12 protein-coding genes are annotated in these 16,868 nt (G+C 52.8%); 8 read left to right on the top strand and 4 right to left on the bottom strand.

The features are described from left to right. Positions 1 to 19: 19 nt before the first annotated feature. Genes R3I13_RS14080 through R3I13_RS14055 form a run of 6 tightly spaced genes read left to right on the top strand, consistent with a single transcriptional unit; the run spans position 20 to position 6,488 of the window. Positions 20 to 1,204 carry an aminotransferase class I/II-fold pyridoxal phosphate-dependent enzyme gene (locus R3I13_RS14080; protein WP_346318601.1) on the top strand — a complete coding sequence of 395 codons (1,185 nt, stop codon included), beginning with the start codon at positions 20 to 22 and terminating at the stop codon, positions 1,202 to 1,204. Continuing rightward, entirely contained in the window at positions 1,201 to 2,043 is an 843-nt protein-coding gene (locus tag R3I13_RS14075; RefSeq protein WP_346318600.1) for a prephenate dehydrogenase, read from the top strand. Before R3I13_RS14080 ends, R3I13_RS14075 begins: the two co-directional genes overlap by 4 nt. Before the next feature lie 36 nt (positions 2,044 to 2,079). Then, positions 2,080 to 3,165: a chorismate mutase gene (locus tag R3I13_RS14070; protein WP_346318599.1), complete on the top strand. Its 1,086-nt coding sequence runs from the start codon at positions 2,080 to 2,082 to the stop codon at positions 3,163 to 3,165. A 19-nt stretch (positions 3,166 to 3,184) separates the two neighbouring features. Continuing rightward, positions 3,185 to 4,210, top strand: coding sequence for a 3-dehydroquinate synthase (aroB, locus tag R3I13_RS14065; protein WP_346318598.1), 1,026 nt, complete (start codon positions 3,185 to 3,187; stop codon positions 4,208 to 4,210). Next, positions 4,207 to 5,481 carry a 3-phosphoshikimate 1-carboxyvinyltransferase gene (aroA, locus tag R3I13_RS14060; RefSeq protein ID WP_346318597.1) on the top strand — a complete coding sequence of 425 codons (1,275 nt, stop codon included), beginning with the start codon at positions 4,207 to 4,209 and terminating at the stop codon, positions 5,479 to 5,481. Before aroB ends, aroA begins: the two co-directional genes overlap by 4 nt. Positions 5,482 to 5,492: 11 nt before the next feature. Then, the gene (locus R3I13_RS14055) at positions 5,493 to 6,488 is read left to right on the top strand and encodes a chorismate synthase (protein WP_346318596.1); all 996 of its coding nucleotides are present in this window, start codon (positions 5,493 to 5,495) and stop codon (positions 6,486 to 6,488) included. A gap of 51 nt (positions 6,489 to 6,539) precedes the next feature. Here R3I13_RS14055 and R3I13_RS14050 read toward each other — a convergent pair whose 3' ends face one another. From R3I13_RS14050 to R3I13_RS14040, 3 genes are all read right to left on the bottom strand, one after another. Beyond that, positions 6,540 to 8,483, bottom strand: a complete 1,944-nt coding sequence (locus R3I13_RS14050; protein WP_346318595.1) for an ATP-binding protein — start codon at positions 8,481 to 8,483, stop codon at positions 6,540 to 6,542. 175 nt (positions 8,484 to 8,658) lie between these two features. Next, positions 8,659 to 9,402 carry an FKBP-type peptidyl-prolyl cis-trans isomerase gene (locus R3I13_RS14045; protein ID WP_346318594.1) on the bottom strand — a complete coding sequence of 248 codons (744 nt, stop codon included), beginning with the start codon at positions 9,400 to 9,402 and terminating at the stop codon, positions 8,659 to 8,661. Between the two features lie 35 nt (positions 9,403 to 9,437). Further along, entirely contained in the window at positions 9,438 to 10,139 is a 702-nt protein-coding gene (locus R3I13_RS14040) for a hypothetical protein (protein ID WP_346318593.1), read from the bottom strand. A 94-nt stretch (positions 10,140 to 10,233) separates the two neighbouring features. Between R3I13_RS14040 and R3I13_RS14035 the strand changes: the two genes are divergently transcribed. Next, positions 10,234 to 10,743, top strand: coding sequence for a DinB family protein (locus R3I13_RS14035; RefSeq protein ID WP_346318592.1), 510 nt, complete (start codon positions 10,234 to 10,236; stop codon positions 10,741 to 10,743). A 233-nt stretch (positions 10,744 to 10,976) separates the two neighbouring features. After that, complete coding sequence (locus tag R3I13_RS14030) at positions 10,977 to 13,946, top strand: hypothetical protein (protein ID WP_346318591.1); 2,970 nt, start codon at positions 10,977 to 10,979, stop codon at positions 13,944 to 13,946. Between the two features lie 64 nt (positions 13,947 to 14,010). Here R3I13_RS14030 and R3I13_RS14025 read toward each other — a convergent pair whose 3' ends face one another. Next, complete coding sequence (locus R3I13_RS14025) at positions 14,011 to 16,794, bottom strand: outer membrane beta-barrel protein (RefSeq protein WP_346318590.1); 2,784 nt, start codon at positions 16,792 to 16,794, stop codon at positions 14,011 to 14,013. Positions 16,795 to 16,868: the final 74 nt, after the last annotated feature.

Raw genomic sequence — 16,868 nt, 5'->3', positions numbered from 1 at the left:
TACCTGAAATCATAAACCAATGCAACCATCCGTAGCCAAACGATTACAACACACTGAAGAGTACTACTTTTCACGGAAGCTCCGCGAGATCGACGATATGAACAAAGCGGGCGCCAACGTGATCAATCTTGGCATAGGCAGTCCGGACCTCCCCCCGCACCCCTCTGTAACCGCAGCGCTCAACGAGCATGCCGCAAAACCTAACACCCACGCCTACCAGGGCTACAAAGGCATTCCCGCCCTCAGGCAGGCCATTGCCGGCTGGTATGGCCGTTATTATAACGTTCCGCTCAACCCCGATACGGAAGTGCTGCCCCTCATCGGCTCCAAAGAAGGCATCATGCATATCTGCATGACCTTCCTCCAGGAAGGCGACGAAGCACTCATTCCCGACCCGGGCTACCCCACTTACCGCTCAGCCGTGCAGCTCTCCGGCGCCACGCCCGTAACCTACGCGCTGGATGCCGCCAACGACTGGCAGCCCGACCTGGACGCGCTCGAAAAGCAGGACCTCTCCAAAGTGAAGCTCATGTGGGTGAACTACCCGCATATGCCCACCGGTGCGGAAGCTAAAAAAGGAACTTTCGAAAAACTGGTGGCCTTTGCCACGAAACATAATATCCTCCTGTGCCACGACAACCCGTACAGCTTCATCCTGAACGACAATCCCGCCAGCCTCATGGCTACGCCGGGCGCGAAGGAAGTGGCGCTGGAGCTGAATTCTCTCAGCAAAAGCGGCAACATGGCCGGATGGCGTGTAGGCATGCTCGTTGGAAAGGCTGAATTCCTGAACGACATCCTGCGGTTCAAAAGCAATATGGACTCAGGCATGTTTCAGCCCGTGCAAATGGCTGCTGTGGCTGCCCTGGAGCTTGGCCCCGAATGGTACGCACAGCTGAATGCCATTTACGCCGGCCGCCGCAAAAAGGTGTTCGAGCTGCTGAACCTGCTGGGCGCACAGTTCGACCAGCAACAGGTAGGCATGTTCGTTTGGGCAAAGATTCCCGCGGGATATGCAGACGGCTATGCCGTAAGCGACGCCGTGCTGCAGAAAGCGCAGGTGTTCATCACTCCCGGCGGCATCTTTGGCGCCAACGGTCAGCAATACATCCGCGTGAGCCTTTGCAGGGACGAGCAGGTGTTTGCCGAAGCGATAGAGCGGGTGAGGAAAAACATTGTTCAACCTCAAACCGCCGCCATATGATAGCAGCTGTAGTAGGAGTGGGGCTTATAGGCGGCTCCCTGGCCCTCAGCCTGAAGGAAAAAGGCGTTGCCAACTGGATCATCGGTGTGGATTACAACCAGGAAAACCTTGCGAAGGCGCAGGAACTGAAGATCATAGACGAAGGCTCTACCCTGGAAGACGCACTGGAACGCAGCCAGCTGGTCGTACTGGCCATCCCCGTAGATGCGCTGCTGCAAACGCTGACTTCCATCCTGGATAAGGTAAAGCCCCACCATGTGATCATGGACGTAGGCTCTACCAAACAAAAATTATTGCAACTCGTTGCCGGTCATCCACAGAGAGGCCGTTTCGTTGCCGCCCACCCGATGGCCGGCACCGAGTATTCCGGCCCCGAAGCCGCCGTGCGCAACCTGTTCCAGCAGAAGACCATGGTGCTCTGCGATGTGAAGAACAGCGACGAAGACGCGCTGGAACTGGTAGAAACGATGGTAGACAAGCTGAACATGCGCATCGTGTACATGAACGCCGAAGAGCATGACCTGCACACGGCCTATGTAAGCCACATTTCGCACATCACTTCTTTCGCGCTGGCGCTCACTGTGCTGAAGAAGGAAAAAGAGCAGGGCCGCATATTCGAACTGGCCAGCGGCGGTTTTGAATCCACCGTAAGGCTTGCCAAAAGCTCGCCCGACATGTGGGTGCCCATCTTCAAACATAACAGGAACAATGTGCTGGACGTGCTGGAAGAACACATCAACCAGCTGGAGCAGATGAAACAGCTGCTGCAGGCGGAAGATTACGATACCTTCTACAAGCTCATCCAGAAAAGCAATAAGATCAGGAAGATCCTGAAATAATAATCATTTGTAAACTCTTAACACGTCACGATAACAATGGAACAGATCTTAGCAAAAACAAAATTCGCCGATCCGGCTTCAGACAAAAAGCCGCTGATCATTTCCGGCCCGTGCTCTGCCGAAACTGAAGAGCAAACATTGGCCACTGCGCTTGCGCTGGCTAAAACCGGTAAAGTGGATGTGCTGCGCGCCGGCATCTGGAAGCCCCGTACCCGCCCCGGCTCTTTCGAAGGCATTGGTGCAAAAGGCCTGCCCTGGCTGCAGAAAGCCAAAGAGCTGACCGGTATGCCCACTACTGTTGAAGTAGCAACCGCCAAGCAAGTGGAAGACGCGCTGCACTTCGGTGTAGACATCCTCTGGATCGGTGCGCGCACCACCGTGAACCCGTTCTCCGTGCAGGATGTGGCCGATGCGCTGAAAGGCGTGAAGATCCCGGTGCTGATCAAAAACCCGATCAACCCCGACCTGGAACTGTGGATCGGCGCAGTGGAGCGTATCGCGAAAGCCGGTATTGAAAAGATCGGTTTGATCCACCGCGGCTTTTCCAGCTACGGCAACACCGAATACCGCAACGCCCCCATGTGGCACCTGGCCATTGAGCTGAAACGCCGCCATCCTGAGTTGCCGATGATCTGCGACCCGAGCCACATCAGCGGCCGCCGCGACATCCTGCAGGCAGTGGCACAGGAAGCGATCGACCTGGACTACGACGGCCTCATGCTGGAAACCCACGTGGATCCGGACAATGCATGGAGCGACGCCAAACAGCAGATCACGCCCGAGAAATTCGGCGAAATGCTGGACAACATCACCTGGAGGCACGAACGCACCGATCAGAAAGATTTTAATACCGCGCTGGAAAAACTGCGTAACCAGATCAACGGCATCGACGACGAGATCCTGCTGCTGCTGGGCAACCGCATGAAGATCGCGGAAAAGATCGGGCAGTATAAAAAAGATAACAACATCACGATCCTGCAGACCAACCGCTGGAACGAGATACTGGACCGCGGCATCCGCGCCGGCGAAAAGCTCGGCCTCACCAAAGATTTCATCCTGAAATACTTTGACGCGGTGCACCTGGAATCCATCAACCGCCAGAACAAAGTGATGAACGACTAAGCCCTTTTTTTCAGTACATATGATCAAACAGTCACACCGTTTTCAACATACCGCCACCGATTATTATCTCGGTGAAAGTCTTGCCAACCTTGGCAACTACGTGGATAAAAGCCGTACCATCCTGCTGGTGGACGAAAATGTGGACCAGCATTATGCAGAACAGCTGCAGGGATGGAAAAAACTCGTGATCCCGGATGGGGAAGAGAACAAGAACATGGACGTGATGGACCAGATCATCGACGGGCTGATCGAGCTGGAAGCAGACCGCAAAACCATGCTGGTAGGCATTGGCGGGGGCATGCTCACAGACATGACTGGTTTTGCCGCCAGCATTTACATGCGCGGCATTCCCTTCGGGTTTGTGCCTTCCACTTTGCTGGCGCAGGTAGATGCTTCCATCGGCGGGAAAAACGGCGTCAGTCACGGCATGCACAAGAACATGCTGGGCACCATCAACCAGCCGGCATTCATCCTGTTCGATTATTCCCTGCCCGCCACCATGCCTGATAGCGAATGGTGCAACGGGTTTGCGGAGATCATCAAATATGCCTGCATCTACGACGAGCAGTTGTTCGGATACCTGGAAGCCAATAAGGAAAAGGCTTTGGCCAAGGATGTGGAAACACTGCAATTTTTAGTGCAGCGGTCGGTGGAGATCAAAACGAAATTTGTACTGGAAGACGAGTTTGAAAGCGGCGTCCGCCGCTGGCTGAACTTCGGCCATACCCTTGGGCATGCCGTGGAAAAGCTGGAGAGTATTGCGCACGGACAAGCGGTGGCCATCGGGATGGTAGCAGCTGCTAAGATCTCCGAAAAATACAATTTGCTGCCGGCCGAACAAACCAACCGGTTGATCCGTTTGATCAATGACTACCGCCTGCCGGTAACCATGACCTCGGACAAGGAGGCGGTATTCTCCATCTTCAAACTGGACAAAAAAAGGGAGAAAGATCACATTCACTTTGTGCTGCTTGAAAAGATCGGCCAGGCCAGGACCCAGCCGATACTGCTCGATGAATTGAAACAAATCTTACAAGAACTATGATGCAAGTAACCATACAGCCTGCGCCGGTGAACGGCGCCGTTACCGCCAATCCATCCAAAAGCGCGATGCAGCGGGCGGTGGCAGCGGCGCTGCTGGCCAAAGGCAAAACCATCATCCGCAACCCGGGGCTTAGCAACGATTGCCTTGCCGCCCTTGAAGTGGCCGAAAACCTCGGCGCAATGGTAAAGCGGGTGGATGAGGAGATACACATCACCAGCAACGGCGTAAAACCTTTTTACGACGAGATCAACTGCGGCGAATCAGGCCTGGGCATCCGCATGTTCACGCCCATTGCCGCGCTGGCTGAAACGCCCATCACCATCAACGGTCATGGCAGCCTCGTAACGCGCCCCATGCACTTTTTCGAAGAAGTGCTGCCGCAGCTGGGCGTGGAGATCAAAAGCAGGGACGGCAAGCTGCCCCTGGAGATCAAGGGACCCTTGCAGGCGAAGAACATTACGATAGACGGCAGCCTTTCTTCCCAATTCCTCACCGGCCTGCTCATGGCCTTCGGAAGCGTGGCAGACAAAGCGGCCATCACCGTAAAAGACCTCAAAAGCAAACCCTATATCGCGCTTACGCTCCAGCTCATGGAACTGTTTGGCGTGAAGGTGCGCAACGAGAACTTTGAAGTGTTCCACTTCGACGCGCCACAGCAGTACAAAGCCGTGGAATACACCGTGGAAGGGGATTGGAGCGGCGCGGCCTTTTTGCTGGTAGCCGCGGCTGTGGCCGGTAAAGCGGAAGTGCATCACCTGAACACACAATCCGCACAGTCGGACAAAGTGATCATGGAAGCGCTGGAAAAAGCGGGCGCGGAGATACTGCCGGGCGTGTATACCATCATTGTGCAGAAGAACGGGCTGAAGGCTTTCGAGCTGGATGCTACGGACTGCCCCGACCTGTTTCCGCCGCTGGTAGCCCTGGCTGCTAACTGCAACGGCACAACGAAAATTAAGGGCGTGAGCCGCCTGGCGCACAAAGAAAGCGACCGTGGCGTCACCCTTCAGCAGGAATTCGGTAAAATGGGCATCAAAATAGACCTGGACGGCGATCACATGTACGTGCATGGCGGCACCGGTATCAAGGGCGCTACCGTGCATTCGCACAACGACCACCGCATTGCCATGGCATGCGCCGTGGCGGCGCTCAACGCCAGCGGGGCCGTTACCATCGAAAATGCAGAAGCCATCAACAAATCATATCCCGAGTTCTACGATCACCTGGAATTGCTGGGTGTGGCCGTGCAACGGCAGGAACAAACGGTGTAAAAAACAGTAACATGAACAGTTTTGGCAGAATATTCAGGGTGAATGTTTTCGGCGAATCGCACGGGGAAAGCGTAGGTGTGAATATCGACGGCATTCCCGCAGGCATACCGCTGAAGCAGGAAGACTTTTTGCCCGACCTGGAACGCCGGAAAGGCGGCGCCAGGGGCACTACGCCGCGCAAGGAAGAAGACCTGCCTTTCCTGAAATCCGGCGTTTTTAATGACCGTACCACCGGCGCGCCTATCACCATCCTTTTTGAAAACAACAATACCCGCAGCTCCGATTACGCCAAGCTCCGCGAATTTCCCAGGCCCGGCCATGCGGATTTCGTAGCGGCCAAAAAGTTCGGCGGGTTTGAAGATTACCGCGGCGGCGGCCACTTCAGCGGCAGGCTTACGCTCAACCTCGTGGCTGCCGGCGTGATCGCCAAAAAGATACTGGGAGAAAATATCCGCGTCAATGCGGTGATCAAAGAAGTAGGCGGTTTTGCGGACGCTGAGGAAGGGCTGGAAGAAGCCATCAAAGCGAAAGATTCCGTAGGCGGTATCGTGGAATGCACGGTAGATGGACTGCCGATCGGCCTGGGCGAACCGTTCTTCGATTCCGTGGAGTCTGCATTGGCGCATGCTGCCTTTGCAATCCCCGCCATTAAAGGGATCGAATTCGGCGCAGGATTCGCGGCGGCTAAAATGAAAGGGCTGGAGCATAACGACCCGATCGTGGACGCTACCGGCAAAACGGCCACCAATCATGCTGGCGGCGTGGTAGGGGGCATCACCAATGGCAACCAGCTGGTGTTCCGCGTAGCGGTGAAACCCACGTCCAGCACGCCGAAAGAGCAGCAAACGCTGAATATCGCGAGCGGGCAGGTGGAAACATTCTCAGTGAAAGGCCGACATGATCTTTGCATCGCATTGCGTGTGCCGGTAGTGCTGGAAGCCGTAACAGCGATGGTGCTGGCGGATTTTATGCTGCTGGAAATGCGCGTGCCGAGAGTGTTCCAATAATATGCATACCATCAAATAACAAAGGGCTGTTCATCATGAGCAGCCCTTTTTTTATTTAATGTCCATCTTCCGCACCTGCGCGATCTTCAGTAAAGTGGTCAGCATTTCGCGCGGCAGGAAAGGTTTGTTCAGGATGTCGAAAATGCCTTTGCGGGCGAAATTTCTTCTTACTTCAGGCATGATATCGGCCGTGAAGATCACGATATGCGTTTCGGGGTAATGACTGCGGATCAGCTCTGAGAGCGCGAATCCGTCCATGCCGGGCATATGCAGGTCCAGGAAGGCGATATCGTATTTGTTGTCTCTCAGCAGCTCCGTCGCTTCGTTGCCATTCAGCGCGCAATCAGGCTGTATGCCGAAATATTCCAGCTGCCTTTTGGCTACCATCACGTTGATGGGATTGTCTTCCACGAACAGCAGGCTCAGGCCTTTGAACTTCTTTTGATAAGCGGATAGTTCCGATACCTGCGCGCGCTTGGGCGGACTGTTCTTTTTGGTGGGAATGGCGAAGGTCAGGTCGAAATAAAACTCCGTGCCCACGCCCGGCTTGCTTCTCAGGTATATCTGGCTGTTGTGGAGCTGTACCAGTTTTTGCGTGATGGTAAGGCCCAGGCCGGTGCCGGACTGTTTGCCGGGGATGGGCTGTTCCACCTGCCGGAAGCTTTCGAACACGAGGCCGTGATATTCCTCGGGGATGCCGATGCCGGTATCTCTCACCGAAAAATGAATATGCACCTTCTCGGTTTGTTTTTTGATGAGATGGGCAGATACGACCACTTCTCCCTGTTCCGTGTAATGGATCGCGTTGCTGATAAGATTGTTCAGTATCTGGCTCACACGTATCACATCGGCCAGTAATTTCTTCGGGATGTCTTTATCAATATCGCTGATCAGGGCTACCTTCTTGGCATCCGCCAGCGACTTGAACTGGTTGTGGATGTTGCGGTGCAGTTCGTGCAGGTTCACGACGGAATAAGTGAGGTCGAACTGTTCCTTTTCGATCTTATTAAGATCGAGGATGTCGTTGATAAGCCGCAGCAGGTGATCGGCGGAAAACATCAGGTTGCTGATGTATTCTTCCTGCTCTTCGGAATAATTCAGCTTGAGCAGGTTGGCAATGCCGATGATGCCGTTGAGCGGCGTGCGTATCTCGTGGCTCATGATGGACAGGAAATCCGATTTTGCCCTGGAAGCCTCTTCCGCGGCGTTTTTTGCGGCCAGCAGCTCCTGTTCAGCTATCCATTGCGGCGTAAAATCCTTGACACTGACGATGAGGATGTATTTTTCCGGATCGGCAGACCTGATCACCGGTTTGACCCTTGCTTTGAACCATTGGTTCACCGATGGGTCCATGTGTTTGTACACGGTCTCGCGTTCTTCGCCGAGGCTTACTACTTCTGAGATCAGCTGGCTGAACATTTCGGCCTGCGGGCCCATCACCTCGCTCACTTTTTTGCCCAGAAAGGCTTCTTTAGGCATGTACAGCTTGGTTTCATCCTGTATCCATACATTGAGGAATACCTGGTTGGCGTTGATCTCGAATACGATATCTTCCAGCGAAGCGATCAGCGCTTTGAGATGGGTGGTTTCTTCCAGCTGTTTACTTTCCGCTTGTTTTTCCGCGGTGATATCCCGTACGTAGCCGAGATAAAAATCCTTTCCCGGCGCGTCTTTCACGGAGCGCATATCGACCTTGCAATAACGCAGGCCGGCTGAAGGATGTATAATACGGTAAGAGCAGGTGAGCGGTACCTGTGGTGACTGTTGTGCTGCATGCTGCAGGAAGGCTACGATACCCGGGATGTCTTCTTCCACAACGATCGTTTGCCAGCCTTTGCCCATTGATTCATCGAAAGTAAGGCCGGAGATCTTTTCCCATTCATCATTGACAAAAAAACAATTCCCGTCCATGTCTGCCAGAAAGGCCCCAATAGGTGCTATCTGCAATGCTTTCTCGATATAGGTACCCTCTCCGCCAATTAGTTTGTTAGCCATTGGAGTGGTTTAAGAATGACTCTGGCATTAAATATAGCGTTTTCCATAAAATTATCTCCGGTATTAACGTATATTCTTATGCAATATGTTAGGGTTCCTGATTTGTTTGTGATACATATAAACAAAAAGGGCCGCCGGTCGGCAGCCCCCTTTGTGAAAAGTAATTTCAGAACGTTTATTGTGCAGGCTGCGTAGCCGGGGCAGGTGTGTTCGGTACAATTTCCAGCAGCTCTACATCAAACACCAGCGTGCTGTTGGGCGTGATCTTCGCGCCAGCCTGGCGTTCGCCATAGGCGAGGTTGGAGGGAATGAAGAGCTTCCATTTTGAGCCTACGGGCATCATCTGTAATGCTTCCGTCCAGCCGGCGATTACGCCGCTTACGGCCAGGGTGATGGGTTCGCCGCGATCTATGCTGCTGTCGAACGTAGTGCCGTCTATCAGCATGCCGTGGTAGTGAACCTTCACTTTATCCTGCAGCGTGGGTTTCGGGCCGTTGCCTTCTTTCAGGACCTGGAACTGGAGGCCGCTGGGCAGCACGCCAATACCGGGTTTGGTCTTATTGGCGGCAAGGAACGCTTCCCCGGCTGCCTTGTTTTTAGCGGATTTCTGAGCCTTTAATTGCTGGATGTGGGTGCTTACCACTCCCCTGCACTGTTCGGCCGTAAGAATGGGCTTATTGCCCTTGAATGCGTCTTCCAGGGCGGCCATGAACAGCTTCAGGTTCAGGGAATCTATGCCCTGGCTTTTCATCATCTCTCCCATGTCGTTGCCGATGGCATAACTCACGGAATCGAGGGTGGTCGCCACAACGGGACCGGCGGGCGGAGGCGGCGTTTTGCTTTTTTTCTTCTGGCTATAGGCAGTTTGCAGGCTGAGCATGCTCAATGTGCAGATAAACAGGATTTTTTTGAAACTCATACAGATATGTAAAATTTGAGCTGCAATATAGCATATTATTCAATCCTGCTCCATATTTCACTGATCGGGTCGCCCTTGGAGCTTTTGCCGCTGTGATGCCATTGTTTGCCGTCCACTTTCCCGTCGAAGGCAAGTGAAGCGCCTACACGGCTGTTGTCGCGGGAAAAGAACGTGATATTCTCGGTGTATTTCCCGTTCTCGAAGGTATACGTGCCGCCGCCGGTGCCGAAAAATTCTTTGGTCTCGGTATTAATGGCCGCCCATTGAAAACGTGTACCGGAGAGGATCTTCAGCGTTTTACGCGGGCCGGGCCGCATAGGTACCATGCTGCCGCCGTTTTCCCGGGCGGTAATGCGCCAGGCGCCTGCAAGGGGAGCCTTCCCTTCGTCTACCCGCTGCCAGGTGGTGGCCTCGCCGTTGCAGGTGATCACCAACTGGTTGTTGTCCAGCTTATAACTGCAGTCGTTCACCGTGCCTACTTTCTCTTTATCAGCCGTATGGAACTCGATAGTTTCCTTCAGGCCGCTGCCGCTGGTTTCCAGCTTTCCCCCATGGGTGCTGATGAACTGTTTGCCTTTTTCGTCGAAGTGGGTCTGCATGAAATAGTTGTCTTCGATGATCCTCACGGTCTGTGGTTCTCCGTTTGCCGGCGCCAGCTTCCATGCGCCATTGAGGTTTTGCTGCGCGAAGCTGTACTGCGAAAGCAGTAAAAGCGCCGCGGAAATAAGTGCTTTCATATTGCGTATGTTTTAACGTGTGGAATTGATATAAATATAAGCCATTGGCCTGATAAACGGGATTTATCCTAACTTCCGGGAAATTTTTGAACCTATGGCCAGACCATCACAGGGCGACTATGGCGCTTTCTATGAAACCTATGTGAGCAAAGTGCCCGAACACGACATTCTCGAAGCCTTCAAAAAACATACGGCGGAAGTGTTGGAATTCCTGGAAAGCATTCCTGCCCACAAGCTCAATTTCGCTTACGCCACCGGAAAATGGACGGTGAAACAGGTGTTGCAGCATATGACGGATGCAGAAAGGATATTCGCTTACCGCGCCCTGCGTTTTGCCCGTAAAGACAATACCCCCCTGGCTTCGTTCGACGAGAACAGCTTTGCCGCGGAAGCGCGGGTAGAGCACCGCGATTGGATGGATATGGTGGAAGAGTTCCAGCTGGTGCGCCTTTCATCAGAGCACCTCTTCAAATCGCTGCATGAAGAAGAGCTGAAACGCAGCGGCATGGCGAGCGGCGTGCCTGTGAGCGTGCTCAGCCTGGGATACATCCTGGTCGGCCACGCCATCCACCACATGGGGGTGCTGAAAGAACGGTACCTTTAAATAATTTTCAACAGTTTATAACGGGGCCGGGCCAAAAAGTACGATTAGGAAGGAAAAGGCCGGCCCGTCCTTTTTTAAAATACCTAGAAAAGAGTATTTTTTTATCAAGCCCCAAACAAGTATTTTTACCTAACCACCATTCCTCAATGGTGTTGTTGCCCTGATTTTAATCATACTTTTTGCCAGGCCCCATTTTCAGAGAATAAATTCTGTCAACCAAAAGCAATTATTGCATGTCATTTTTTATCCCCAAACGACGATCGTTCCTTTTCACGATCTCCTTTGCCTGTATGTCCTTTTTCCTGTTGAATTTCACGGCTAAAGCGCAGAAGAGCGCTTATATGCTGGCAAGGGACCTGTATTACTACGCCGATATCGATACTACCCTGGGTGTTGATTCTATGCGCAAAAAACAGGAAGAGGTGCTGGCCAACCTGCTTTGGTATGCCCGTAAACCCAATATTAAGTTTGCATTGGATAGTCTTCCCGGGAAAAGTGTTCTCAAACGGTATGCGGAAATGATCTACCTCCATACCACTTCCCGGGAGGTGATTTTCTCTAAATCCGCCGAATGGCGCCACACCCACCTGGATACTGCGAAGCCGGCGGAGAGAGAGCTGCTGCGTTTGCTCGACTCATGGCAAAGCCATCTCGACGCCCAGGCATCGCAGTTACTGATCTCCAGTAATGCGGATATATCCGCGGCCTTAATAGTTGATACTTTCACCTACAGGCATCAACTTGATTCGATAAGGGAGGTAAGTGCAAAATCAAAAGGTTGTGCCGATGATTTAGGAAAGGAGGCACAGCAACTTAAAAAAGATGTATTGAAAATGCTCGAAAATAAATCGCTGAATGAATTTTGCATTAAACATCTCGGGAAATATATCGCAGCGGCGGGGGTAGACCGCCAGGTTTCTTCTCAGGTCCAGGTAATCCAGAAAAACGTGATGGCCCAGGAAGCGGTCGCGCAGGCGACATCGCAAACCGTGAGCCTCCCACTGTCATTCCGCATGCCTTCTCAAACGGAGATGATCGATGCACTGGCAATCTATCTGGCTAAACGCGTCAAGCAGGAAACGGTGCTTTGGTTCTTTGAGACGATCCGCAAGAGCGCCGGTAGGGAAAGTCTTATCCGCGAATGTTTCCCGGAAACGGTCAAACTGCTCGAAAGCGGAGCCATCTATGAAACGCCTAATCTGGGCGCGGCCTGGCGCTACGCGCTGTCGAAAGACTTCATCACCTTCCCCGACCATGCACTGCAAAGCACCTGGCTCCGGGAAAGGATCCCACCGGGCAAACATAATATACTCGCTGACCTGGGCACAGGTGTCACGATCGCCCGTCTTATCGCACAGCAGTACAACTTCGACGACATTATCCGCCATCTTTATATGGACCAGCCGCTCACCAGGCCCACCGAGATAAGCCAAGCCATCACCCTGTTATATGCTGTGCGACAGGAACTGAATGTCTTCAAAGAAGGTGCCATGCCCGAGTTCAGGCTGAGTTACGAAAACCTGGTGAATATGCCTGACTCATCTTTTGTTATTATGTTGGAGCTGATCAACCTCCGTTACAGGAATTGCATAGACGGTATCCTGGGCGGAAACGTATTTGCGAGAAGCACACTGGACTATGAAGCGATGCGAAACTGGCTGGGGAGGATACAGATCACCATGCAGCAGGTGGAAAAAGCGCGGGCGGAATTCAACGAGGCGGTAAAACTATTTGAAAACAATCCGCCTAAAAACTTCGATTTTACGCATTACTCAGCATGGAATTTTCTGCGGGAGCTCATTAAAAACGTTGTGCCTGACAGTACGTTATCGAATATATCCCGGAAAGCCCGCTTGTCTTTCGAATATCTCGCAGATGCCCAGGAGATCTACGCATTGCTCGAGAAAAAGAACTACAGCGGTGCTATCAGTGCAACTTTTGAGGTACTTGATTCCATCGTTGCCCGGGAGGAGATCGCACCGGAGCTGATGAGCACCCTGCGGTTCATAAGCGATCCCACCGAGTTTGCATTGGCCACGGACAAACAGCTGGGCGCCTTAAAGCTGGAGCAACGATGGGCGGCGACTTACAAACAATCGCTGGATGTGATTGCCCCGATCGTCAGCCATCAGCTTCGCACCATGCTGTACGGAGAGAAAACGCCCTCGCCCACAGCAGATACAACGCTGTATTTCTGCAACGCGCGCATGACGATTCAACGAGACGGTAAGGTAAACTTTGTCTTCAACGAGCGGCGTGATACGCTGGTATTGGCAGACACCTTGCTGTTTGAAATTGGTGCTGCTCAATTTGAAAGCCTGGCAGCTTTCAATGAAAAGATCACCGGAGCCGCCCTTAAACACAATGTTTGGATGGACTCCATCTGGAGACGCGCATTACGAACCGATCTGTCAGACCTGGTTGGTCAGCGAACCGGCTTATATCAGAAAGACTATTATAACGCCCGGCAGACGGTTACCCGCCTCGCCAGTTTTCTCAGCGACGTAGCCCTGGCAGGCGACAGCAAGCAGTTGGCTCAGGTGGTGGAATCGTACGCCATGCCACCCGGTTCTTACAAGCGTAAGCGCCATGTGTGGCATTCATTGGACCTGAGCGCTTTCGTCGGCGGTTACCTGGGTTACGAATTTCCACTGCGTACGTTCAATAGCGAGCTTCCTAAGAGCGATGCCAATGGCTTGGTATATGGCCTCTCCGCACCGGTCGGTATAACCTGGAGCATCACCGGGAAAACGAAAGTCCCTCCAAAAGAAATGCGGAAAGCCGGCCATTTCAAGACCAAGGAAAATGCTCTGTACAAACCGTCCGGCAATACGCTGTCGCTGACGTTCAGCCTTATCGACCCGGCCGCTGTCGTATCATACCGGCTAACCAATACACAACACGTGGCGCCGCAGGAATTCAAATGGGATCAGATCATCAGTCCAGGTCTGCATGTCGGGCATTCTATCAGAGGCACGCCGCTTGTGGTCAATCTCGGCGCAGCATTTACCCCGCAATTGCGCAGAATTACCAACGTATTACCGGAAACCGGCACTGTTGACCGGCAGCTCAATACTATCCGCCTGTATGCGGGCATCTTCTTCGACCTGCCATTGCTTAATCTTTGGGAAAAGAAAGACGTATCCCGGAATAAATGGTACGACAAAAACGACTTCAACCTGCAACAACGCATCAAATTATAAAGAAAAAGGCCGGGTAAAAAATGAGTTTTACTTTAGCCGGCCCCTGGTTCCGTTCAAAAAGGATTTAGTATATCATGATCCCGCCGCTGTTATTGAACCGCCGGGGAGCTTTTATTTTCCCGAATTTGGAAATGTTGTAGCTGAGGGTGAGCATGAAATATTGTTCCACCAGGTCCGTCTGTGTATCAAATGTGCCCAGCTCCGTTACGTTGCGGCGGATCGTGGTGTTCTGGCGCAGCAGGTCGTAGGCGTAGAGCTTCACCTGCGCGCGTTTTTCCTTCAGGAACTCGTAGCCGATGGCCGCGCTGTATACGGTGATACCCTTCCTGAAACCCGGCGCGGTATTGGCGTTGTAGTTGTATTGCAGGTCATTTTCCAGGAAGAAGTTGAGCGGCAGGTAAGCCGTAGCACCCACCTGCAGCCGTTGCGTGAAATTGCTGGTGGTCACGTTGTTAAGCCTGCTTTTTACCTGGTTGTAGTTGGGGCGGTAAAATATGTTCATCTCCAGTATTTCTTTATACGAGTAGGAGAAGTTAAGCATCGGGCCCACCATCAGCGATTGTGATACGTTCTCGCGCAGGCTGGTGTCTCCCTTGGGATTGTTGATGTTGGAATAATTCACCTGCCGCGACATATTCCCGAAGAAGCCGCCGTTCACACGCAGTTGCCAATCTTTCAGTTTTTTGTTGAAGCTGGCGTTTATATTGGCGTTCACGGTATAAGTGCCATTTACGTTCGCGTTCTGTACTGTCTGCCCGCCCTGCGCATTCACTTTGGTGATGGTAGAGATCCTGTTCGTGGTAGGCGTGATGCCAATGGACGAGAAAAGACCGATACCGGTGGGAGAGAAACGGTTGTAACCCAGGCTGATGCTGTGGCTGAAGGATGCCTTCAGGTCCGGGTTGCCGATGCGTATGTTCAGCGGGTTGGTATTGTCTCTCACCGGCTGCAGCTGCTCTATCGTGGGCTGCTGCATGTAACCGTTGTAGTTGAAAGACAGCTGGCCCTTGTTTTTAAAGGTGTATGCTATGCGGCTGTTGGGCGCCAGGTTGGTCTGGCGCTGGCGGATGCTGGTGTTGTCCATGAACGAGCGGTTGTCCAGCGTATTGAAATACACGGAGCCGCCGAAGCTGGCGGTGAATTTTTTGTTGCTGTTGTTGTGCACAAAACGGATGGCTGGCTGCTGCGTGGTCATGATGGTGCGGAAGCGGTTGGAATACAGGCTGTCCAGGTCTGTATAGCCTTTCATATCCTCGTCGAAATTATAGGTGTTGCGGTTGGAGGTACTGATGCCGTAAGAGTACTTATAATCGAAGTGCATCTTCCAGGTCTTGGTGATCGGCTGGCCGTAATAAAGGCTGATGTCGTACCGTTCGTTGCGGCTGTTCATCTCGCTTTTCTGGTCCAGCACCTGCGTGGAATCCAGCAGGTTGTTCTCGAAGAACTGCTGGGTAGAGTTGTTGAAGGCATTCCCATCCTGCGTGTTGTACATGTTGCTGAAGGTAAGGCCGATGGCCTGGCCGTTTTTGTTGAGGATGCGGTTCAGCGTGATGCTGTTCTCGAAACTCACGCGGTTGCTGCGCAGGAGGTTGCTGTTCTTGTTGGTGTTGCCAAGCTCGCCGGGACCAAAATATGTTGAATCTACGCTGCTGGTGTTGGAGGTCTGGCGGGTGTAGCCGAATTTAGGCGCCACGTTAAGCGTGGTCATGGAATCCAGTTGGATATCGAACGAGAAATTGACATTGTGGCTGTAATTGCGGCCGTTGCCGGTGCGTTTGCCGATGATGTTCCGCCCGTCGTTGTACAGGCTGTTGCTAAGCGTGGTGAAGCGGGAATCGGTGTTGTTGAAGAAGTAGCTGTTATTCACATCTACATTTTTACCCCATTTGTCGTTGTAGTTGTAACCCGCCATGGAAGCCGTTCTGATGCCTTCCCCGCTGGCGCTGAAGTTGATGCCGTTCATATTCAGGCCGCCGTCTGACGAAACAGACATGTACATGCCGCCGCCTTTTCGTTCCGATGCAACAGACATCTCGTTTTGGGTAAACCCGATCTTGTTCAGGTTGTTGGAAGAACCCAGCAGGCTGATCTGGCGGGAACCTTCGAAGGCATTCAGCATGCCGCTAAGCTCAAACCGGCTGTCTGTACCGCCGCCGGCAGACAGGCGGCCGAAGAGGCCTTTCTTTTTATCGGCTTTGAGGGTCACATTGATCGTGCGGTCTTCGCCGTCTTTTTCAACGCCCATCCTGGCTTCCAGTTTGGTTTTGGTGTCTACCACCTGCACTTTATCCACGATGGCGGAAGGAAGATTTTTGGTGGCGAGCTTAGGATCGTTGCCGAAGAATTCTTTTCCATCTACCAGTATGCGGCTTACTTTTTTGCCGTTTACGGTAATGTTGCCGTTCTCGTCTATGTCCACGCCGGGCAGTTTTTTCAGGAGGTCCTCCACCACGGCATTGGGCCGGGTTTTAAAGGCTGCCGCATTGAATTCAATGGTATCTTTCCGGATGGCGATGGGCGGACGGTCTCCCTCCACTACCACCGTGTTCAGCTCACGGGCGGAAGTGGCCAGCATGATGCTGCCCAGGTCTTCAGGCCGGTCTGCACCCAGTATCCTGGAATAGGTACGGTAGCCAGTATAGGAGATCAGCAGGCGCACCGGTTTATCGGCCGGCAGGCCTGTGAGGTGGAAGGCGCCTTTTTTATCTGTAAGGGTGTAAGTGATAAGGCTGCTGTCTTTGGCATTCTGAACAGTAACCGTGGCCATTTCCAGCATTTCCCTGCTGGCCGAGTCTGCCACGGCGCCCCTGAGCTGGTTGCGTTGCTGGGCGCTGGCAGCGCTTATCATACATGAACATAAAAGGGTTAGTAAAATTGCATTACGTAACATGGTGATATTGGTTTCAGGAATCAAAATACGAA

This window comes from Chitinophaga sp. YIM B06452, assembly GCF_039655965.1.
GTDB lineage: Bacteria > Bacteroidota > Bacteroidia > Chitinophagales > Chitinophagaceae > Chitinophaga.
This window is presented reverse-complemented; position numbering and strand designations above follow the sequence as displayed.